The 19,482-nt window shown below is 68.8% G+C and carries 18 protein-coding genes; 15 read left to right on the forward strand and 3 right to left on the reverse strand.

The window, feature by feature from the left end:
• The first annotated feature begins 298 nt into the window (after positions 1–298).
• The 8 genes from M2351_RS21800 (at position 299) to M2351_RS21835 (ending at position 10,816) form a co-directional block, all read left to right on the forward strand.
• Complete coding sequence (locus M2351_RS21800; protein WP_264658159.1) at positions 299–2,479, forward strand: TonB-dependent siderophore receptor; 2,181 nt, start codon at positions 299–301, stop codon at positions 2,477–2,479.
• A gap of 46 nt (positions 2,480–2,525) precedes the next feature.
• Positions 2,526–3,671, forward strand: coding sequence for a PepSY-associated TM helix domain-containing protein (locus M2351_RS21805; protein WP_264658160.1), 1,146 nt, complete (start codon positions 2,526–2,528; stop codon positions 3,669–3,671).
• A complete protein-coding gene (locus tag M2351_RS21810) occupies positions 3,668–3,841 on the forward strand; it encodes a hypothetical protein (RefSeq protein WP_264658161.1) in 174 nt (57 codons plus the stop codon). The genes M2351_RS21805 and M2351_RS21810 overlap by 4 nt, the downstream gene beginning before the upstream one ends.
• A gap of 196 nt (positions 3,842–4,037) precedes the next feature.
• Entirely contained in the window at positions 4,038–4,616 is a 579-nt protein-coding gene (locus M2351_RS21815) for a sorbitol dehydrogenase family protein (protein ID WP_264658162.1), read from the forward strand.
• A gap of 195 nt (positions 4,617–4,811) precedes the next feature.
• The gene (locus M2351_RS21820) at positions 4,812–6,548 is read left to right on the forward strand and encodes a GMC family oxidoreductase (protein WP_264658163.1); all 1,737 of its coding nucleotides are present in this window, start codon (positions 4,812–4,814) and stop codon (positions 6,546–6,548) included.
• A gap of 29 nt (positions 6,549–6,577) precedes the next feature.
• Entirely contained in the window at positions 6,578–8,047 is a 1,470-nt protein-coding gene (locus M2351_RS21825; RefSeq protein ID WP_264658164.1) for a multicopper oxidase family protein, read from the forward strand.
• 200 nt (positions 8,048–8,247) lie between these two features.
• Entirely contained in the window at positions 8,248–10,116 is a 1,869-nt protein-coding gene (locus M2351_RS21830; RefSeq protein ID WP_264658165.1) for a multicopper oxidase family protein, read from the forward strand.
• 163 nt (positions 10,117–10,279) lie between these two features.
• Positions 10,280–10,816, forward strand: coding sequence for a sigma-70 family RNA polymerase sigma factor (locus M2351_RS21835; RefSeq protein ID WP_264658166.1), 537 nt, complete (start codon positions 10,280–10,282; stop codon positions 10,814–10,816).
• 170 nt (positions 10,817–10,986) lie between these two features.
• On the opposite strand, the gene M2351_RS21840 is transcribed toward M2351_RS21835, so the two are convergent.
• The gene (locus M2351_RS21840) at positions 10,987–11,532 is read right to left on the reverse strand and encodes a TetR/AcrR family transcriptional regulator (protein WP_264658167.1); all 546 of its coding nucleotides are present in this window, start codon (positions 11,530–11,532) and stop codon (positions 10,987–10,989) included.
• 18 nt (positions 11,533–11,550) lie between these two features.
• The gene (locus M2351_RS21845; protein ID WP_264658168.1) at positions 11,551–12,012 is read right to left on the reverse strand and encodes a nuclear transport factor 2 family protein; all 462 of its coding nucleotides are present in this window, start codon (positions 12,010–12,012) and stop codon (positions 11,551–11,553) included.
• A 345-nt stretch (positions 12,013–12,357) separates the two neighbouring features.
• Between M2351_RS21845 and M2351_RS21850 the strand changes: the two genes are divergently transcribed.
• Positions 12,358–12,765: a DUF983 domain-containing protein gene (locus M2351_RS21850; protein ID WP_264658169.1), complete on the forward strand. Its 408-nt coding sequence runs from the start codon at positions 12,358–12,360 to the stop codon at positions 12,763–12,765.
• A 6-nt stretch (positions 12,766–12,771) separates the two neighbouring features.
• On the opposite strand, the gene M2351_RS21855 is transcribed toward M2351_RS21850, so the two are convergent.
• Complete coding sequence (locus M2351_RS21855; protein WP_264658170.1) at positions 12,772–13,614, reverse strand: IclR family transcriptional regulator; 843 nt, start codon at positions 13,612–13,614, stop codon at positions 12,772–12,774.
• Positions 13,615–13,781: 167 nt separating this feature from the next.
• Here M2351_RS21855 and M2351_RS21860 point away from each other — a divergent pair, with 167 nt between their 5' ends.
• Genes M2351_RS21860 through M2351_RS21885 form a run of 6 tightly spaced genes read left to right on the forward strand, consistent with a single transcriptional unit; the run spans position 13,782 to position 19,480 of the window.
• A complete protein-coding gene (locus tag M2351_RS21860) occupies positions 13,782–14,882 on the forward strand; it encodes an ABC transporter ATP-binding protein (protein WP_264658171.1) in 1,101 nt (366 codons plus the stop codon).
• Positions 14,879–15,787 carry an ABC transporter permease gene (locus M2351_RS21865; RefSeq protein ID WP_264658172.1) on the forward strand — a complete coding sequence of 303 codons (909 nt, stop codon included), beginning with the start codon at positions 14,879–14,881 and terminating at the stop codon, positions 15,785–15,787. The genes M2351_RS21860 and M2351_RS21865 overlap by 4 nt, the downstream gene beginning before the upstream one ends.
• Positions 15,788–15,794: 7 nt before the next feature.
• Positions 15,795–16,589 carry an ABC transporter permease gene (locus M2351_RS21870; RefSeq protein WP_264658173.1) on the forward strand — a complete coding sequence of 265 codons (795 nt, stop codon included), beginning with the start codon at positions 15,795–15,797 and terminating at the stop codon, positions 16,587–16,589.
• A 31-nt stretch (positions 16,590–16,620) separates the two neighbouring features.
• A complete protein-coding gene (locus M2351_RS21875; protein WP_264658174.1) occupies positions 16,621–16,905 on the forward strand; it encodes a (2Fe-2S)-binding protein in 285 nt (94 codons plus the stop codon).
• Positions 16,902–18,305: an FAD/NAD(P)-dependent oxidoreductase gene (locus M2351_RS21880; RefSeq protein ID WP_264658175.1), complete on the forward strand. Its 1,404-nt coding sequence runs from the start codon at positions 16,902–16,904 to the stop codon at positions 18,303–18,305. The genes M2351_RS21875 and M2351_RS21880 overlap by 4 nt, the downstream gene beginning before the upstream one ends.
• Entirely contained in the window at positions 18,302–19,480 is a 1,179-nt protein-coding gene (locus tag M2351_RS21885) for an NAD(P)/FAD-dependent oxidoreductase (protein ID WP_319801911.1), read from the forward strand. Before M2351_RS21880 ends, M2351_RS21885 begins: the two co-directional genes overlap by 4 nt.
• The last annotated feature ends 2 nt before the right edge of the window (positions 19,481–19,482 follow it).

Genomic DNA, 19,482 nt, shown 5'->3' on the forward strand with positions numbered 1-19,482 from the left:
GTTCTGTGCGGGTTGCCCGTTGTTGGGCAAATCATTCTTCACGGATTGCACGGATTTAGACACGGATTTCGCGGATTTTCTTTTTGATGCTTTCTAAGCCGCGGCCTTTTAACAGGACGATGCTGAGCAAGCATTAAGGAAATCCGTGTCATCCGCGCCTAAATCTGTGCAATCCGTGTAAATTCTGTTGCCCGCGAGAATCCAAGCCCCCCTGCTGCCGCCTTATTGCAATTAAGAATCGTTTTCAGTATACGAACGGAATTGAGAATGATTCTCATGAGCAAGAGGGTGGGGCGAAGTGGCGAAGAATGCGGGAATCAGCGGCCGCCGCTGGGGCAAGGCGGTTGGCGCGGCGGTGCTGAGCGGGTTGATGGCGCCGGGCGTGGCGGGGGCGCAGGGCACCGGTACCCGCGCACCGGCCGGGACGTTGGCCGGAACGGTGGAAATGCCGGCGGTGACGGTCACGGGCCAGGGTGAGACGGCGCTGTCGCCGGTGACCGGCTACGTCGCCAACCAGCAGGCCACGGGCACCAAGACGGATACGCCGCTGATCGAGACACCGCAGTCCATCTCCGTCATCCCCAGCGACCAGATCCGCGACCAGAACGCGCAAACCCTGAACCAGGTCGTGCGCTACACCGCCGGCGTGACGCCGGAGACGCGCGGCGCGGTCGCCACCCGCTATGACCAGCTGAAGGTCCGCGGCTTCGACGCGGACACGTACTGGAACGGGTTGAAGCTCCAGTCGCTCTGGTACGCCTCGCCGCAGCTCGACCCCTACCTGATGGAGCGGATCGAGGTGCTGAAGGGCCCCTCCTCCGTGCTTTACGGCCAAGCGCCGGCCGGCGGCCTGATCAACCAGGTCAGCAAGCGCCCGACCGCCACCCGGCAGAACGAGATCGGGTTCGAGTTCGGCACCAACGGCCACCTGCGCGGCACCGCGGACTTCTCCGGCCCCCTCGATGCCGAGGGCAAGTACCTCTACCGCTTCACCGGCGTCGGCCTCAGCGAGGACGGCCAGATGAAGATGACGGAGAACGAGCGCGTCGCCATCGCCCCCAGCTTCACCTGGCGGCCCGACGCCGACACCAGCCTGACGCTGCTGGGCCTCTACCAGCGCGACCCCAAGGCCAATTCCTACGGCGGCATCCCGCCCCAGGGCACGGTGCTGTACAACCCGCTCGGCAAGATTCCGGCCGACTTCTACGACGGCGACCCAAATTTCGAGACCTTCGACCGCAAGACCGCGTCCGTCGGCTACGCCTTCGACAAGCGGCTGAGCGACGTCTGGACCGCGCGCCTGAACGGCCGCTGGATGCACACGAAGCTCGCCTACGACAGCGTCTACGCCAACGGCCTGTCGTCGGACTTCCGCACGCTGAACCGCGGCGTCGCTACCTCGCGGGAGGAGATGGACAGCACCACGCTGGACAATCAGGTGGAGGGCCGCTTCGGCACCGGCCCGGTGCAGCACACGCTGCTGGCCGGCTTCGACTACCAACGGGTGGACGGCAACTACGCGCCCGGCTTCGGCGTGGGCCCGTCGCTCGACATCTTCGCGCCGGTCTACGGCCTGCCCATCACGCCGCCGCCGACCAGCCGCACCGATCTGGTCGGCAACCAATACGGCCTCTACCTCCAGGACCAGCTGCGCTGGAACGGCTTCATCCTGACGCTGGCCGGGCGCTACGACTGGGCCGACACCGCCTCCACCACCGCGTTCGGCAAGTCCAGCAAGGATGACCAAGCCTTCACCAAGCGCGCCGGCCTGACCTACGTCTTCGAGAACGGCATCGCCCCCTACGTCAGCTACGCGGAGTCCTTCACGCCGCAAACCGGCGCCGACGTTTCCGGCCGGCTGTTCGACCCGGAGGAAGGCACGCAGTACGAGGTCGGCGTGAAGTACCAGCCGCCGGGGCTGAACAGCCTGTTCACGCTGGCGCTGTTCGACCTGACGCGCAGCAATCTGCTGACCGGCGACCCGGCCAACCCCGGCTTCTCCGTCCAATCCGGCGAGGCGCGCTCGCGCGGCGTGGAGTTCGAGGCCCGCGTCGGCCTGACGAAGCAGCTCGACCTGATCGGCACCTACACCTACCAGAAGGTCGAATTCACCAAGAACAACGACGGCTTCCAGGGCAAGGAGCTGCCCGCCGTGCCACGCCACCAAGCGTCCGCCTGGGCGATGTACCGCATGCCGGAGGGCACCGCGCTGAACGGCCTGAACGTCGGCGCCGGCGTCCGCTTCACCGGCAGCACGAAGAACGACGCCAACAGCTTCAAGGTGCCGTCCTTCACGCTGGTCGACGCCGCGGTGTCCTACGACCTGGGTGCGCTGTCCACCAAGCTGACCGGGGCGGAGGTCTCGCTGAACGTCAAGAACCTGTTCGACAAGGAGTATGTGGCCTCCTGCTACTACGGCGACTGGTGCGCCTACGGCTACCAGCGCACGGTGACCGCCGGCCTGCGCTACCGCTGGTGACGGCCCCGCTTCCGTCCCTCCTGTTCCCCCTGCAAAGGACGCTGACATGACGCCTGCGAGCCTGCGCGGCTGGCGCCTCGTCCATCGCTGGACCAGCCTGATCTGCTCGGTGAACCTGCTGATCCTCTGCGTCACCGGGCTGATCCTGGTCTTCCACCACGAGATCCAGCACCTGATGGGCGAGGAACTCGACACCACCCGGACGGAGGGGCAGGCGCACCTGCCCCTCCAGTCGCTGGTGGACATCGCGCGGAAGACCGATCCCGCGCTGGTGCCGAAGCTGTTCTCCGTGGATCCGGACGACGCGGGCGGCAACTACATCTACCTCGGCGCGCCGGGCCTGCGCGATTTCGAAGACGGGCGCTGGGTCGTCCTGAACACCCAAACCGGCGCCAACCAAGTTCTGAAGCCGCCAGAGGAGACGCTGACCGGTTTCCTGCTGAAGCTGCACGTCGACCTGTTCACCGGCTTTCCCGGCCAGATGTTCGTCGGCGTCATGGGCATCCTGTTCGTGGTCAGCACGGTCAGCGGGCTGGTCGTCTACGGCCCCTTCATGAAGAAGCTCGCCTTCGGCCTGCTGCGCTTCGGCCGCGGCCCGCGCATCGCCAACATCGACCTGCACAACCTGTTCGGCGTCGCGACGCTGACCTGGGCCTTCGTGGTCGGCCTGACCGGCGCGATCCTGTCCTTCTCGCCGTTGATCGTCAGCTACTGGCAGAACACCGAACTGGTCGCCATGGCCGCCCGCCACACGGAGCCGATGAGCGGCACGCCCATCAGCATCGATCAGGCAGCCCAAGCCGGCCAAGCGGCCTTTCCCGGCAAGGACCTGGCCTTCATCGCCTATCCCGGCAACAACTACTCCAGCGACCGCCACTTCAGCGTGATGGTGCGCGGCCACACCGAGCTGACCAAGCGGCTGCTCAGCGTCGCGCTGGTCGACGCGGAGACCGGTACGGTGGTGGAGACGGCGGACACGCCCTGGTACATGACCGTGCTGCTGCTGTCCGGCCCCTTCCATTTCGGCGACTACGGCGGGCTGCCGCTGCAAATCCTCTGGGCGCTGTTCACCATCGTCACCGGCGTGGTGACGGTCACCGGCTTCATCGCCTGGGTGAAGCGCCCGCGCTCCCGCACCGCCGGGGCGGAGGAGCGCGCGGTCGCGGCCAGCAAGGAAGGGAGCAAGGCATGACCGGCGTCTGGTGCATCCCCACCGCTCTGGCCCTGCTGTCCCTGCTCGGCCTCGCTGCCGCCATCCTCGGCGACGGCGTGTGGCATTGGATCTGCTGGGCGGGGTTGTCCATCCCGTTGCTGGTTTGCGCGGCGAAGCTCTGGCGCCAGTGGCCGCGCGCCATGGCTTGAATGCGCATAAATCCCCTCTCCCCTCCGGGGAGAGGGAAGAACACCGCACCCAGCCCGCGCAGAAGGCTTGCGGCGGCGATGATGCATGCTGTAAATTGATCATCGGTACACATTGACGACCAATGCGCTCAGTAATCCGCCTACCTGCGCGCCTTTGATTGCGTGTGCCGCATCATTGCACGCGAGGACGGCGCTCATGACGGATCGCGGGACCACCATCCACGAGGGTGCCATCCCAGAGGGCGCCAGCCCAGGCGGAACAACCCGGCGCGCGGTTCTCGCCGGCTTGGCCGGCACCACCGTGATCGCTGCCCTGCCCGCCGTTCCCGCCGCCGCCACAGTCTCCGCGACCGCCACCCCGGCTATGCCGGAAAGCTTCCTGGCCGCCTCGTCGAAGCTGTGCGGCATCGCGCTGGACAAGAGCTACCTCCAACTCGCCGGCAGCATCTGGCAGGCCCTGGCCGCGCAGGATGGCCGGACCCTCACCGAAATCTGCCGCATCGCCGCCGCAGCACCGGACGACGCCACCCTGCGGCGCCGGCTGGTGGACGATGCCCGCTTCTGGCCGAAGACGGAGGCGCTGATCTCCGCCTGGTACACCGGCATGGTCCCGACGGGAACGACGCCCGGCACCGGCTGCACGGAGCCGCAGACGGTCAACCGCGTGATCACCTTCGACGAGGCGCTGGCCTGGACCGTCTGCGAGGACTTCACCAAGCCGCCGGCCACCTGCGGCGGCCCCTTCGGCTACTGGCACGACGAACCTCCGGCCTGACACCGGCGCCAAAGCGGATTGCGATCCGCTTTGGACCGCGACGGCGGGCCCGGTCGCGCGTGCGACCGAAGCCCGGCCTCTCGCGGGAACAAAGTTCCCGCTGGCGGCAGGCGGATGCCATAGGCATCCGCTGAGAGCCGGCAAGTGAGGCCATAAGAATCTAAAGCGAACGGAAGTTCGCTTTAAGGAGACAGAATGGACCGGATCGAGGAGAACGGCCCGGCGCGGGAAACGCTCCAGGCCGACGTGCTGGTGATCGGCGCCGGCGTCGCGGGCGGGCTGATGGCCTATGAGCTGGCCCGCCAGAAGCGCCGGGTGACCATCCTGGAGGCCGGCCCCCACATCGAGCGCGACAAGGCGGTCGCCCGCTTCCGCGAATCATCCACCAAGGGCGCCAACTCCCCTTACGAGAACGCCCCCTACGCCCCCACCCCGGACGACCAGACGCCCTGGACCTTCTACGGACAGCAGGCGCAGGGCACGACGCCGGTGACGAAGCAGACGGCCTTCCAGGGCCTGTACCTGCGCGGGGTCGGCGGCACCTCCTGGCACTACACGGGCCATGCGGAGCGCTTCCACCCCAACGACTTCCGGATGAGGAGCGCCTATGGCGTCGCCCGCGACTGGCCGGTTTCCTATGAGGAGCTGGAGCCCTGGTACCTGAAGGCGGAGGACTATTGGGGTGTCGCCGGCGGGCCGGACACCATCGGGCCGCCGCGCAGCGCCCCCTACCCGCTGCCGCCGGTGCCCATCTCCTATCTCGACCGCATGGTCGCCGCGGCGGCGGAGCCGCTGGGCTGGGGCGTGGGCGGCTACCCGCACGCCCGCGTGTCGGTGCCGGAGGGCTACGACGGACGACCGCAATGCTGCGGCAACGCCAGCTGCCGCTTCGTCTGCCCGATCGCCGCCAAGTATGACGCCTCCGTCCACGTCATGAAGGCGGTCGCGGCCGGGGCCACGCTGCTGGCCGGCCGCGTTGTCTACAACATCGACGTTGGCGAGGACGGGCAAGTCACCGCCGTGCAGTACCGGTTGGCCGACGGCGGCTGGGGCGAGGCGCGGGCCAAGCTGTTCATCCTCGCCGCCCACGCCATCGAGACGCCGAAGCTGCTGCTGATGTCCACGCGCCGGCGTGCGAAGGGGGTCGCCAACGGTTCCGGCCTCGTCGGGCGCAACCTGATGTGCAACGTGGACATCGACACGCAGGGCTACGCGCCCAGCGCCGTCTGGCCCTTCCGCGGCCCGGTCAGCGCCACCGGCGGCGTCACCGGCCTGCGCGACGGCCCCTTCCGCGCCAAACAGGCCGCCGCGGCGACCTTCATCGTCAATGGCGGCTTCAACATGAGCATGGGCGCCATCGAGGAGGCGCAGTCGGCCCTGAAGCAGAAGCTGATCGGGGCGGAGCTGCGCGCCCGCGTCCACGACAACACGTCGCGCCAGGTGCACCTGTCCAGCTCCGTCGAGGTGCTGCCGGACGAGCGCAACACGGTGGCGCCGGACTGGACGCGCCGCGACGCGCTGGGCCTGCCGCTGCCCAAGGTGGACTTCCGCGTCGACGACTACACCCTGCGCGGCTGGACCGCCGCGCGGGAGCGCGACCGGGCCATCCTGGTGAAGATGGGGGCGACCTCCGTCACCCCGCCGGCCCCCGGGACTTCATCCTCCAAAATGGCGTCCTCCAAGACCTGCCCGGATCCGGAGCCGGTGCCGGTGCCGAGCGTCGATTACGCCATCATCGGCGGCACCGCGGTGATGGGCGACGACCCGAAGACCTCCGTGGTCGACCGGTTCGGGCGTAGCCACGACCACCCGAACCTCTTCATCCTCGGGACGTCGGCCTACCCGACCATCACGATCTGCTCGCCGTCGCTGACGCTCGCGGCCCTGGCCCTGCGCGCGGCCGACCACATCGTCACGCGCGGCCTCGCGTGAGACACCTTCGGGCAGCAGGGAAGAACACCATGACCGTCGCCATCAACCGCCGCACGCTGCTCGAAGGCGGCCTGTGCCTCGCCGCCGCCGCGGCCTCCGGCGCCGGCTGCACCACCCTGCTGAGCGGCCCCGCCAAGGGGGCGGAGCTGCGCCAGCCGCCGCAGGTGCGCTCCACCAACGGCCTGCTCGCCACCGACGTGCGCGCCGTCTACGGGCGCTATGACCTCGCCGGGCGGCCGGTGTCTCTGCGGGGCTACGACGGGCTTCCGGTGGCGCGCACGCTGCGTGTGCGCGCGGGCGACCGCTTGGACCTGCACCTGTGGAACGACCTGCCCTGGGAAGCGGGCGGGGAGGTGTGCGGCGGCAACGTCCCGCACGCGCTGAACACCACCAACATGCACCTGCACGGGGTGCACGTCTCGCCGAACGAGCCGTCCGACTACATCCTGCTGAACCTCGTGCCGAAGGGGCCGCAGAAGGCGGGCTCGATCAGCGACTACGCCTATTCCTACGCCATCGGCGCCGACCACCCGCCGGGCACCTACTTCTACCACGCCCACTACCACGGCTCGGTCGCGCTCCAGGTGTCGAGCGGCATGGCCGGCTGCCTGATCATCGAAGGGGCGGTGGACGACATCCCGGAAATCCGGGCGGCGGCCGAGCGCGTGCTGATGGTGCAGAGCCCCTGCGTCGGCCCCGACGGCACATGCGAGGATCCGGCCCTGCTGAACCAGCCGGGCCCCACCCCCTGGCCGACCTACATCAACGCGCAGCTGATGCCGACCATCACCATGGCGCCGGGGGAGGTGCAGCGCTGGCGGCTGGTCAACGCCACGCACGACCGGCTGCTGCGCCTGACGGTGGCGGAGCCGGTGACCCTGGTCCTGCTCTGCGCCGACGGCAACCCGCTGCCGATGGTCCGGCCGCTGACCGGCGCGCTGCCGCTGGTGCCCGGCAACCGGGCCGACCTGCTGGTCAAGGCGCCGCGCCGCCCCGGCCGCTATGTGGTGGACGGCGGCACCGTCGGTCCGCTGGCGACCGTGGTGGTGGAGGACGCGCCGGCCAAGGACATGCCGCTGTTCTCCGGCGCCCTGCCCGCCTACCGCCATCTGGCGCCGATCGGCGAGGCGGAGGTGACCATGGGCCGGCGGCTGGAGTTCGGCATGACCGGCGCGCCGCAGCACGTCACCTACACCATCAACGGCGTCCCCTTCTCCTGCGACACACCCTGGGAGATCCCGCTGGGCGCGGTGGAGGAGTGGGAGATCTACAACCAGACCAACGACCCCCACCCCTTCCACATCCACGTCAACCCGTTCCAGGTCGTGTCCGGCGGCAACGTCGACCCCGGCTTGTGGCTGGACACGGTGGAACTGCCGCCGAACAAGCGCGTGACGCTGCGCACCCGCTTCGCCAACTTCACCGGCACCTTCGTCTTCCACTGCCATACCCTGCCCCATGAAGACATGGGCATGATGCAGGCAATCAAGGTGACCTGAACCCATCACACACCAAAGTATGCACCTCGCCCTTCTTTAAGAATGGCAGAAGCCCATCTGCTTGCCTTTTCTGTCATTTCTGACACGTGTATTGTCAAATATTCATACAATTATCCGTTCCTTTGGGTTGATTATCGGTCCTATCCTTCAACCGACAAGAGGGAAGGCGAAAGCCGCCCGGACCATGATTGGGGGAAGGCATGCTCAGGACCTGGCTTGAAAAGCGCACCATCTCGCGACGGTCGGCCCTGCTGGGCGGCTCGGCGGCCGTGGCTGCGGCGGTCACCGCGACCGGCGGCCCGGCGCAGGCGCAGATCACCACGGGCGTCGGCCATATCGGGGGCCACACCGGCGGGCATCCCGGCGCGCTCGGCACCCGCATCCGCCCGACGCCGTCCCTCGACGCGCTGGAGGCGCCCGCCGCGCCCGGGGCGGCCCCGACGTTCAAGGCGACGGCCTCCGCCGGCACCCTGCCGACCCCGCCGGTCTTCAAGGTGACGTCCGGCAAGTCCGCCCGGCTGGGCATGAGGCCGCAGACCGCGATGGTGGGCAACCGGCAGGCCAAGAACCTGCGCACCTATGACAACGTCAGCGCCCGCGACTATGTGATGGGCCCGACGCTGGAGTTCGGCCAGACCGGCTCCTTCGGCGTGCAGCTGATCAACGAGCTGCCGCTGAACCCCGACCAAGCGAAGCCGCACATCGTCAACATCCCCAGCCAGTTCAACACCACCAACCTGCACACCCACGGCCTGCACGTCTCGCCGGAGGGCAACGGCGACAACGTCTATGTGGAGGTCCTGCCGAAGGGCACGGCGGCCAGCTACGCCAACGGCCGTACCAGCTTCGTCGGCGAGTTCCAGAACGTCTACAACCTGAAGAACCACACGCCCGGCACCTTCTGGTACCACCCGCACCGGCACGGCTCGGTCGCGATCCAGGTGGCCAGCGGCGCGGCCGGCGCGCTGATCGTGCGCGGCGGCCCCGGCACGGTCGACGCCGTCCCTGGCATCGCCGGCATCAAGGAGCAGGTGCTGCTGATCCAGCAGGTGGTGCTGGACCAGAACGGGGAGCTGCCGACCTTCGACACCCTGTGGAACGCCCCCGACAACGCCGCCGCCTGGACCGTCAACGGCACCATCGGCCGCACGCTGGCCCTGCGCCCGGGCGAGGTGCAGCGCTGGCGCATCGTCAACACCGGCTTCCAGGCGGAGACGAAGTTCGCGCTGTTCGACGCGACCGGCGCGCCGCTGCCCGTGACGCTGATCGCCATGGACGGCGTGAACCTCAGCCCGAAGGCGGCGACCGTCCAGGGCGTCTACCTGCCGCCGGGCGGCCGGGCGGACATCCTGGTGCAGGCCCCGGACAAGCCGACGAAACTGAAGGCCCAGGTCGGCCAATATGTGGTGCAGGAGAACTTCACGCCGAAGAGCGGCATGACCGCCGGCTTCGAGATCAACGGCGTCTGGCAGGAGGCGCCGTTCGCCGGCGACGCCACCACGCTCTTCACCGTCGACGTCACCGGCGAAAAGGTCGCGATGAGCCTGCCGACCGACCCGCTGCCGCGCCCGTCGGTGCCGGACATCGACAGCAACAGCACGCCGGACGGCTACCGCACGGTGGTGTTCGACGTGAACAGCTTCGATGCACCGCCGAAGACCCCATCCAACGGCCTGCCGAGCTACAACCCCGGCGCCACGCCGAAGGCCTTCAAGTTCCAGGTCAATGGCGAGCTGTTCTGCCCCGGCCGCGTGATGTTCGAACCGAAGCTGGGAACGGTGGACCAGTATGTCGTCTCCTCGCCGGGCCTGCACGTGTTCCACATCCACGTGAACCCGTTCCTGGTGACGGAGGTGGACGGCCAGCCCCTGTCCACGCCGATGTGGCGCGACACCATGCTGGCCGGCCCGAACGGCTACAAGGCGCTGACCAAATACACCGCCTACACCGGCACCTTCCCCATCCACTGCCACATCCTGGACCACGAGGACGTCGGCATGATGACCAACGTGTCGGTCGTCGGCGGCACCGGCCGCGTCGGCCCGCTGGCCGAGCACACCGGCCACTGATTGTCGGGTTGCCTGTCGCCGGCGGGCTTGTCCGCCGGCGACGGTCCCAACATGAACGGATCATTAAATCGGACACATATGTGCCGGAATCCCGGAACTTGTCCGTTCGGGCTACGGTTGCTTGGTCTCCATGCTCACCGCGCTACAGCGGAGGATCCCAAGCATGCCGACCGCCTTCGAGTCCGAGCTGATCGAGGCCATCCCCGAACTGCACCGTTTTGCGCACAAGTTGACCGGTGAACGCTCAGCGGCAGAGGATCTTGTCCAGGACTGTCTGGAGCGTGCGCTCTGCAACATGGACAAGTTCCAACCCGGTACCAACCTCCAGGCCTGGCTGATGACCATCCTGAGGAACCTGTTCTTCACGGAGCGGCGCCGCAGCCGGATCTGCTCCTTCTGCGAGCTGGGGGACAACGACCGCGCGATCCCGCCGGCACAGCCCTGGCACGTCGCCCTGCAGGAGGTCGGCGAGGCCATGGACCAGCTGGCACCGGAACGCCGCGACCTCGTCGACATGGTGGTGATGGAGGGCGCCGCCTACCAGGACGTCGCCACCCGGCTCGGCATTCCCGTGGGCACCATCCGCTCCCGCCTGGCACGGGTGCGCGAGCAGATCCGCGGCAATTTGGAACAACGCCAGCCCATGCGCCGCCCTGCGGCGCGGCCCCATGCGCCGGGACCAGTGCGGCCGTCCGCCTAAAGCGGATTTCCATCCGCTTTAGATTCACATGGCCACATTTGCCGGCTCTCAGCGGATGCCTATGGCATCCGCCTGCCGCCAGCGGGAACTTTGTTCCCGCGAGAGGCCGGGCTTCGGCCGCACATGCGGCTGGGACCGCGGTCGCAGTCCAAAGCGGATCGCAATCCGCTTTAAACGCGCCGCTTCAACCGGTCGAGCGTCCGCGTGAAGACCGCCGGGTCGCCCAGCGCGCGGGCCAGCACCAGCGCCCCCTGGATGCCCAGGACCACCTCCTCCGCGTCGAGTGCCGCTTCGTCCGGGTCGCGCCCGGCGCGCGCCAGCGCGTCGCGCAAGGCTTCGATCCAACGGGCGAAATAGCCGCGGATGGCTGTGGCGAAGCGGTCGCGCGTCTCGTCCAGCGCAAAGGCTCCGACCAGGCAGACGCGCCCGCCGGAGCGGAAATAATCGTCCACCGCCGCCCACATGGTGGCGATGCCCTGCGCGGGGTCGTCGCGCCGCAGGGGATCAAACACGAACCGCTCGAACCAGCCGTCCACCTCGGCAAGGACGGTCGCCGCCATCTCCTCCTTCCCACCGGGAAAGAAGTGATAGAGGCTGCCCTTGCCGAGGCCCGTGCGCTCCGTGATCCGGCTGAGGCTCGTGCCCTCGTAGCCGAGGTCGCGGAAAATCTCGGCGATCATCGGGACGACGTCGGCTTTCTCATAGACGGTGCGCACCAACGACTCTTCCTTTGCTCAGAGACCCAGGTCGGACAGCCCCGGATGGTCGTCCGGCCGCCGGCCGAGCGGCCAGTGGTACTTCCGGTCCGCCTCCGCGATCGGCAGGTCATTGATGCAGGCGAAGCGCCGCTGCATCAACCCTTCCGCGTCGAATTCCCAATTCTCGTTCCCGTAGGAGCGGAACCAGTTGCCGCTGTCGTCATGCCATTCGTACGCGAAGCGCACGGCGATCCGGTTGCCGGTGAAAGCCCACAGCTCCTTGATCAGGCGGTAGTCGAGTTCCTTCGCCCACTTGCGGGTCAGGAAGGCGACGATCTCCGCGCGGCCATTGGCGAACTCCGCGCGGTTCCGCCAGCGGCTGTCCGGTGTGTAGGCCAGCGACACCCGCTCCGGGTTGCGGCTGTTCCAGCCGTCCTCGGCAAGACGGACCTTCTGGGTGGCGGTTTCCAAGGTGAATGGGGGAACGGGTGACGCCATCGGACCTCTCCTGTACTGGATGGATTTGAGTTTACCAAACGGTACAGAAAACGCAAGCGGTGTTAAAATCCCTCTCCCGCGGCGGGAGAGGGAACCTCGGTAGCTCTCCCGTCCACCATATTGTATGTATCAAGCGCTTATGTATTGTATGGAACTCCGCCAAAGCGCATGAAAGAGGGGGATATAATCCATACATACACGTTGAACCCGGCGGCAGACTGCCATACATTAGCCCCATCATCGGGCGGTTGGATGCATTGCCTGCATTTTGTGGGGCACGGAACCGCCACCCCGGCCGGACCAGAAGAGGTCGCCGGCCGGGGCGTCCCAGCGAAGGCCACCAGCATGACCGAACTCGACTACCCAGTCCTTCCGCCCGCCCAGACCGGTTTGCGCGGACTCTGCCCGCGCTGCGGCAAGGGACACATCTTCAAGGGCTTCCTGACCATCGCGCCGCGGTGCGAGGTGTGCGGGCTCGACTTCTCCTTCGCCGACCCCGCGGACGGGCCGGCTTTCTTCGTAATGTCGATCGTCAGCTTCCCGGTGGTCGCCTTCGCCGGCTGGCTCGAAATCGCCCACGAGCCGCCGATCTGGGTCCACCTTGTCACCTCCCTGCCCATGCTGCTGGGCGGGTGCCTGGCTCTGCTGCGCCCGCTGAAGGGTTGGATCGTCAGCTCGCAGTACGTCCACAAGGCCGAAGAGGGCCGGCTCGCCGAACCGGCTGCCCAGCCAGCCCCCGAACCGAACCCGTAATCCCCGTTACGGCCCGCTGCCCCCCAGCACGGAGGCGGGGCGACGCAAGACCGGGTCGAAGGGGCTGATCAGGCGGCTGACCCCGGCCGCCTCGCGCTTCAGGATGTCCACGACGACCGGCAACCGGTCGTCGTTCAGCCGTTCCGCGATGGTGCCGACGCTGATCGCCGCGACCGCGTGGCCCTGCTGGTCGAGGATCGGCACCGCCACGCCGGCCATGCCCGGCAGCAGCCCGGTGGAGCGGCTGGCGTAGCCCAGTTCCCGTACCCGCGCGATCTCCGTCCGCAGATACACCTCGTCCAGGAAACCGAGGCCGTGCATGCGCGGCAGGTTGAAGCGGATGACCTCCTCCCGCTCCTCCTCCGGCAGGAAGGCGAGGATGGAGATGCTGCCCTGCCCTATGCCCAGCGCGATCCGCCCGCCGATGTCCCCGGTGAAGGAGCGGATGGGCACCGGCCCCTCGCTGCGGTCCAGGCACACGGCGTCGAAGCCGCTGCGCACCAGCAGGAAGATCGTGTCCCGCAGAGTCGCCGACAGGCGCAGGATGATCGGCCGGCAGACGTCGCGCAGGTTGCCCGGATTGCCCGCCCGCGCCGCCAGCGCGAAGAAGTCGACGCTCAGCCGGTAGCGCTTGGTTGTTTTGTCGGCTTCCACCATGCCTTCGTCGAGCAGGGTCTTCAAAATCCGATGGACCGTCGGTGGGGTCAGCTCCAGCGCGCGGGCGATGTCGGTCAGCCGCATCCCGGACCCGGAATCCGGACCGGACTCATCCGTCTCCGCCAGCACCCGCAGGATCGCCAGACCGCGCTGCAAACTCGTCTTCGCGCCTGCATCATCGGCGGCCATCATTGTCTTCCCTGAAATCCGTATCCTCGCATCGCGCGCCACCATTCCGTATATCGGAAAGAATCGCAAATTCTTTTCCGCATATGGAAAAGCTCGTTGACCGACCCCGCAATCCGGCGAAACGATCATGGGCAGACGGCTAAACGTTCGCTCCCAGGGAGACCCGGCCCGTGTCCTTCCTCACTCTGCGCAACGTCACCAAGCGCTACGGCTCGTTCGAGGCGGTCGGCAACGTGACCCTCTCGGTGGAGAAGGGGGAATTCGTCTCCCTGCTCGGGCCGTCCGGCTGCGGCAAGACGACGACGCTCCAGATGATCGCCGGCTTCGTCGACGTGACCAGCGGCACCATCGAACTCGACGGGCGCGACATCACCCGCACCAAGCCGAACAGCCGCGGCCTGGGCATCGTGTTCCAGAGCTACGCGCTGTTCCCGCACATGACGGTGGCCGACAACGTCAGCTTCGGGCTGGAGATGAAGCGCGTGCCCAAGGCGGAGCGCGCCGCCCTGGTGGAGGAGGCGCTGGCGCTGGTCCATCTGGACAAATACGCCGGCCGCTACCCGCGCGAGCTGTCGGGCGGCCAGCGGCAGCGCGTGGCGCTGGCCCGCGCCATCGTCATTCGCCCGCCGGTGCTGCTGCTGGACGAGCCGCTGTCGAACCTCGACGCCAAGCTGCGCGAGGCCATGCAGTTCGAACTGCGCGACATCCAGCGCAAGGTCGGCACCACCACCATCATGGTCACCCACGACCAGGCGGAGGCCTTCTCCATCAGCGACCGCGTCGTGGTGATGGAGGCCGGCCGCATCACCCAGATCGACCAGCCCTACCGCATCTACGAGCACCCGGAGACGGAGTTCATCTCCCGCTTCGTCGGCAAGACCAACATGCTGCCGGGCACCGTGTCGGCGGTCGGCAACGGCCGCGCCACGGTGTCGCTGGCTGGCATGGCGGCCGGCATGCCCGCGGACGTTCCCGCCGACGGCCTGTCGATGGGCGAAACGGTTGTGCTGTGCATCCGGCCGGAGAAGCTGCGCCTCGCCCCCGCCGGGCAGGGCCGCCTTCAGGGCCGCGTCACCGACCGCTTCTTCCTGGGCAGCCAATGGCTCTACCACCTGGACGGCCCTCTCGGCCCCCTGATGGCCGTGGCGACCAACGACGGGGAGGCGCCGCTCGACCCCGGCGCGCCGGTCGGGGTGGACTGGCCGGCCGCCGTGGTCCGCGTCCACCGCGGCGCCATGCCCGCCGCCCCGGAACTGGAGTCGCTGGAATGAGCAGCCTGTCCACCGACACCGCCGCGCCAGCACCGGCTGAAGGATCGGCCCCCGGCATTGGCCAGCGCTTCGCCCCGGCGCTGATGGCCGGCCCGGCGACGGTTCTGTTCGCCGTGCTGGTCCTGACGCCGCTGCTGCTGACCTTCCTGCTGTCCTTCAACGAGTACGAGCACGCCACCGGGCGCACCCACGGTTTCACACTGTCGCACTACGCGGAGGTGCTGACCGACGGCTATTACCTGGAGATCTTCCTGCGCACCTTCCGCGTGGCGGCCCTCGCCACCGCGATCTGCGCGGTGATCGGGGTGCCGGAGGCGCTGATCCTCAGCCGCATGCGCAATCCCTGGCGCAGCGTGTTCCTGCTGGTCGTGCTGACGCCGCTGCTGGTGTCGGTGGTCGTGCGCGCCTTCGGGTGGAGCATGCTGCTGGGCCCGGACGGCGTGGTGAACATGATCCTTCAGGCCGTGGGCATCGGCCGCACCCGCCTGCTCTACAGCGAGGGCACGGTGGTGGTGGCGCTGGTCCACGTCATGCTGCCCTTCATGGTGATCCCGGTCTGGACCTCCCTTCAGAAGCTCGACCCGGCGGTGGAGCAGGCGGCGCTGTCCTTCGGCGCGTCGCGCACCACGACGATGCTCCGCGTGATCGCCCCGCAGATCCTGCCCGGCATCCTGTCCGGAAGCCTGATCGTCTTCGGCCTCAGCGCCAGCGCCTTCGCCATTCCAGGCCTGCTCGGTGGGCGGCGGCTGAAGATGGTCGCGACCGTCGTCTACGACCAGTATCTGGGCGAGCTGAACTGGCCGCTGGGGGCCGCCATCGCGGTGATCCTGCTGGTCGCCAACCTGATCGTGATGCTGACCTACCACCATGTGGTGGACGGCCATTACCGCAAGCGGATGGGGTGACGGCGCCATGACGAAGAACGGTCCGCTCGCCATCCTCTTCCACTCGCTGGTCGTGGTGTTCATGCTGGCGCCGCTGGTCATCGTGTGCCTGGTCGCCTTCACGCCGGAAAACACGCTGAGCCTGCCGACGAAGGGCCTCTCGCTGCGCTGGTTCCAGGCGATCTTCGCCCACCCGGACTTCATGCAGTCCTTCTGGAACAGCCTGTGGCTGGCCGTCCTGGCCGCCAGCATCTCGGTCGGCGCGGCGGTGCCCGCCGCACTCGCCATCGGGCGGTGGGAGTTTCCCGGCCGCGGCTTCCTGAACGCGCTGTTCCTGTCGCCGCTGATCATCCCGCACCTCGTGCTGGGTGTGGCCATGCTGCGCCTGTTCGCGGTGGTGGGTGCCACGGGCAGCTTCGGCTGGCTGGTCGCGGCCCACGTGGTGATCGTGACGCCCTATGTGATGCGCCTTCTGCTGGCCGCCATCAGCGGCTTCGACCGCAGCGTGGAGCAGGCGGCCTATTCGCTCGGCGCCAGCGAGGCCACGGTGTTCCGCCGCGTCACCCTGCCGATGATCCTGCCCGGCGTCACCGGCGGCTGGCTGCTGGCCTTCATCAACAGCTTCGACGAGCTGACCATGTCCATCTTCATCACCTCGCCGTCCACGGTGACGCTGCCGGTGCGGATGTACATGTACGCCACCGAATCCATCGACCCGATGATGGCCGCCGTCTCGGCGCTGATCATCGGCATCACCGCGACGGCGGCCCTGCTGCTCGATCGCGTGTACGGCCTCGACCGGATCCTGGTCGGCCAAAAGTAGCCGGCCTCAAGAAGCGGAGACTGAAACTCCCATGCCCCTTCTTCAGCGTGTCGCCGAGAAGAGCCGGCGCGCGGTGCCCTTCGTCCTCGACGGGCGCCCCTGCGAGGCCCTGGAGGGCGACACCATCCTGACCGCCCTGCTGACCAACGGCGAACAGCTGCGCCGGTCGGAGTTCAGCGGCCAGCCCCGCGCCGGCTTCTGCCTGATGGGCGCCTGCCAGGACTGCTGGGTCCGGCTGGAGGACGGCCGCCGCCTGCGCGCCTGCTCCAATTTCATCGAGCCCGGCATGCACGTCGTCACCGGAGCCCAACCATGACGGACACCCCGGTTCATCCCCCCATCATCGTCGGCGCCGGCCCGGCCGGGGTGCGCACGGCGGAGACTCTGGTCGCCGCCGGCCTGCGCCCGCTGGTGATCGATGAGGCGGCCCGCTGGGGCGGCCAAATCTACCGACAGCCGCCGGAGGGATTCCATCGCCCCAAGCGCGCGCTCTACGGCTTCGAAGCCGGCAAGGCGGACGCCCTGCACCGCGCCATGGCCGGCATCCTGCCTGCGGTGGACTACCGCCCGCGCTCGTTGGTCTGGAACATCGAATCCGGTGCACTCGACGTCACCCCCAACGATGGATTGAAGGGCGGCCGGTCGGAGACGGTGCCCTTCTCCCACCTGATCCTGGCGCCCGGCGCCACCGATCGCGTGCTGCCCTTCCCCGGCTGGACGACGCCCGGCGTCTTCACGCTGGGCGGGTCGCAGGTGGCGCTGAAGTTCCAGGGCTGCGCGGTGGGCTCCCGCGTGCTGTTCCTCGGCACCGGGCCGCTGCTCTACCTCGTCGCCTACCAGTACGCCAAGGCCGGGGCGACCGTGGCCGGCGTGCTCGACACCTCCGGCTTCGCCGACCATGCGCGGGCCGTGCCGGGCATGCTGCGCGACCCGGGGACCTTTGCCAAGGGCGTCTACTACGTCGGCTGGCTGCGCGCCCACGGCGTGCCGGTGCACAGCGGCGTTCGCCCGGTTCGGGTCGAGGGCGACGGCCGGGTCGAGGCGCTGGTCTGGCGCCGCAACGGCGCGGAGCAGCGCACGGTCTGCGACGCCGTCGCCTTCGGGCTCGGCCTGCGTCCGGAAACGCAGCTCGCCGACCTCGCCGGCTGCCGATTCCGCTTCGACGCCATGGATCGCGCCTGGGTGCCGGAGCGCAGCGCCGCCGGCCGCACCTCCGTCGCCGGGGTCTATGTGGCGGGCGACGGCGCCGGCATCGCCGGTGCGGACGCCGCGGAGATGGCGGGAGAGCGCGCGGCGCTGGCCTTGCTGGAAGACCTCGGCCGGCCCGTCGATTCCGCCCGCGCCACGCTTCTGGAGCAGAAGCTCGCCGCCTCCGCCCGCTTCCGCCGGGCGCTGACCGACGCCTTTCCCTTCCCCGCGGACTGGGCGGCGTCCGTTCCCGACGACACGCCGGTCTGCCGCTGCGAGGAGGTCAGCGCCGGCACCCTGCGCAAGGCCGCGCGCGACGGCGAGGCGGCTGAGATCAACCGCCTGAAGGCACTGACCCGCGTCGGCATGGGCCGCTGCCAGGGCCGCATGTGCGGCGCCGCGTCGGCGGAGCTGCTGGCCCAGGCGCTGGGCACCGGCCCGGACGCGGTGGGCCGCCTACGCAGCCAGCCCCCGGTGAAGCCGCTGCCCTTCTCCGCCGGCATCCTCGATGAGGAGAAAGCGTCGTGACGGCCCGTTTTGAAATGGAACGTCTTGAAGCCGACGTCGCCATCGTCGGCGGCGGCATCGTCGGCGGGTCGGCCGCGCTGTTCCTGACCCGCATGGGCTTCAAGGTCGCCCTGCTGGAGCGCGACTGGTGCGGCGCCAAGGCCAGCGGCGTGAATTACGGCGGCGTGCGCCGCCAGGGCCGCCCGCCGGAACAGTTGCCGCTCTCCCAGCGCTCCCACGCCATCTGGGGCCGCCTGCCGGAATTGGTTGGCATCGACGGGGAGTATGTGCGCTCCGGCCACCTGAAGCTGGCGCGCAACGAGGCCGACCTCGCCTCCCTGGTCGCCTACAACAAGAAGGTCGAGACCTTCGGGCTGGGGCTGGAGATCATCGCGGGGGAGGCCTTCCGCGCGCGCTACCCGGCGCTGGGCGACCGCGCCGTCGGCGGCTCCCTCTGCCCGGAGGACGGGCACGCCAACCCCCGCCTCGTCTCCCCCGCCTTCGCCCGCGCCGCGGCCAAAGCCGGCGCCGTCGTGCGGGAGCAGACGGCCGTCGATCATGTGGAGCGCACGGGGAACGGCTTCCTCCTGCGCTGCACCTCTGTGGGCGGTGACGCGCTGGAAGTCCGCTCGCGCATCCTCCTGAACTGCTCCGGCGCCTGGTCGGGCCGGCTGGCCGAGAGCTTCGGCGAACCGGTGCCGCTTTCCTCCGCCCATCCCTGCATGGCGGTGACGGAGCCGCTGCCGCGCTTCCTCGACGTCAACATCGGGGTGGAGGGCGGCGGCGTCTACGGCCGGCAGGTGGAGCGCGGCAACGTGGTGGTCGGCGGTGGGCGCGGCTTCGCCCTGGACGCCGACCGCGCCCGCCCGGCGCGCAACGCCGTGCTGACGCTGATGGGCGAGGCGGTGGACCTGTTCCCGCAGCTTCGCCACGCCCACGTCATCCGCACCTGGACGGGCGTGGAGGGCTACACCCCCGACCGCAACCCGATCATCGGCCCCAGCGCCACGACGCCCGGCCTGTTCCACGCCTTCGGCTTCTCCGGCGCCGGCTTCCAGATCGGCCCGGCGGTGGGCGAGGCGCTGGCCGAGCTGGTCCGCGACGGCCACAGCAGCGCCCCTCTCGACACCTTCTCCATCACCCGCTTCGCCAAGGCGGATCCGGCGCTCAGCGTCGCGGCCCCCGCCGGTCACTGAAG

Origin of the sequence: Azospirillum canadense (genome assembly GCF_025961225.1) — a bacterium.
Lineage (GTDB): Bacteria > Pseudomonadota > Alphaproteobacteria > Azospirillales > Azospirillaceae > Azospirillum > Azospirillum canadense.

Coding starts and splice junctions, on each gene's coding strand:
- M2351_RS21805 (WP_264658160.1), top strand. CDS start 2,526: ATGACGCCTGCGAGCCTGCGCGGCTGGCGCCTCGTCCATCGCTGGACC.
- M2351_RS21810 (WP_264658161.1), top strand. CDS start 3,668: ATGACCGGCGTCTGGTGCATCCCCACCGCTCTGGCCCTGCTGTCCCTG.
- M2351_RS21815 (WP_264658162.1), top strand. CDS start 4,038: ATGACGGATCGCGGGACCACCATCCACGAGGGTGCCATCCCAGAGGGC.
- M2351_RS21820 (WP_264658163.1), top strand. CDS start 4,812: ATGGACCGGATCGAGGAGAACGGCCCGGCGCGGGAAACGCTCCAGGCC.
- M2351_RS21825 (WP_264658164.1), top strand. CDS start 6,578: ATGACCGTCGCCATCAACCGCCGCACGCTGCTCGAAGGCGGCCTGTGC.
- M2351_RS21830 (WP_264658165.1), top strand. CDS start 8,248: ATGCTCAGGACCTGGCTTGAAAAGCGCACCATCTCGCGACGGTCGGCC.
- M2351_RS21835 (WP_264658166.1), top strand. CDS start 10,280: ATGCCGACCGCCTTCGAGTCCGAGCTGATCGAGGCCATCCCCGAACTG.
- M2351_RS21845 (WP_264658168.1), bottom strand. CDS start 12,012: ATGGCGTCACCCGTTCCCCCATTCACCTTGGAAACCGCCACCCAGAAG.
- M2351_RS21850 (WP_264658169.1), top strand. CDS start 12,358: ATGACCGAACTCGACTACCCAGTCCTTCCGCCCGCCCAGACCGGTTTG.
- M2351_RS21855 (WP_264658170.1), bottom strand. CDS start 13,614: ATGATGGCCGCCGATGATGCAGGCGCGAAGACGAGTTTGCAGCGCGGT.
- M2351_RS21865 (WP_264658172.1), top strand. CDS start 14,879: ATGAGCAGCCTGTCCACCGACACCGCCGCGCCAGCACCGGCTGAAGGA.
- M2351_RS21870 (WP_264658173.1), top strand. CDS start 15,795: ATGACGAAGAACGGTCCGCTCGCCATCCTCTTCCACTCGCTGGTCGTG.
- M2351_RS21875 (WP_264658174.1), top strand. CDS start 16,621: ATGCCCCTTCTTCAGCGTGTCGCCGAGAAGAGCCGGCGCGCGGTGCCC.
- M2351_RS21880 (WP_264658175.1), top strand. CDS start 16,902: ATGACGGACACCCCGGTTCATCCCCCCATCATCGTCGGCGCCGGCCCG.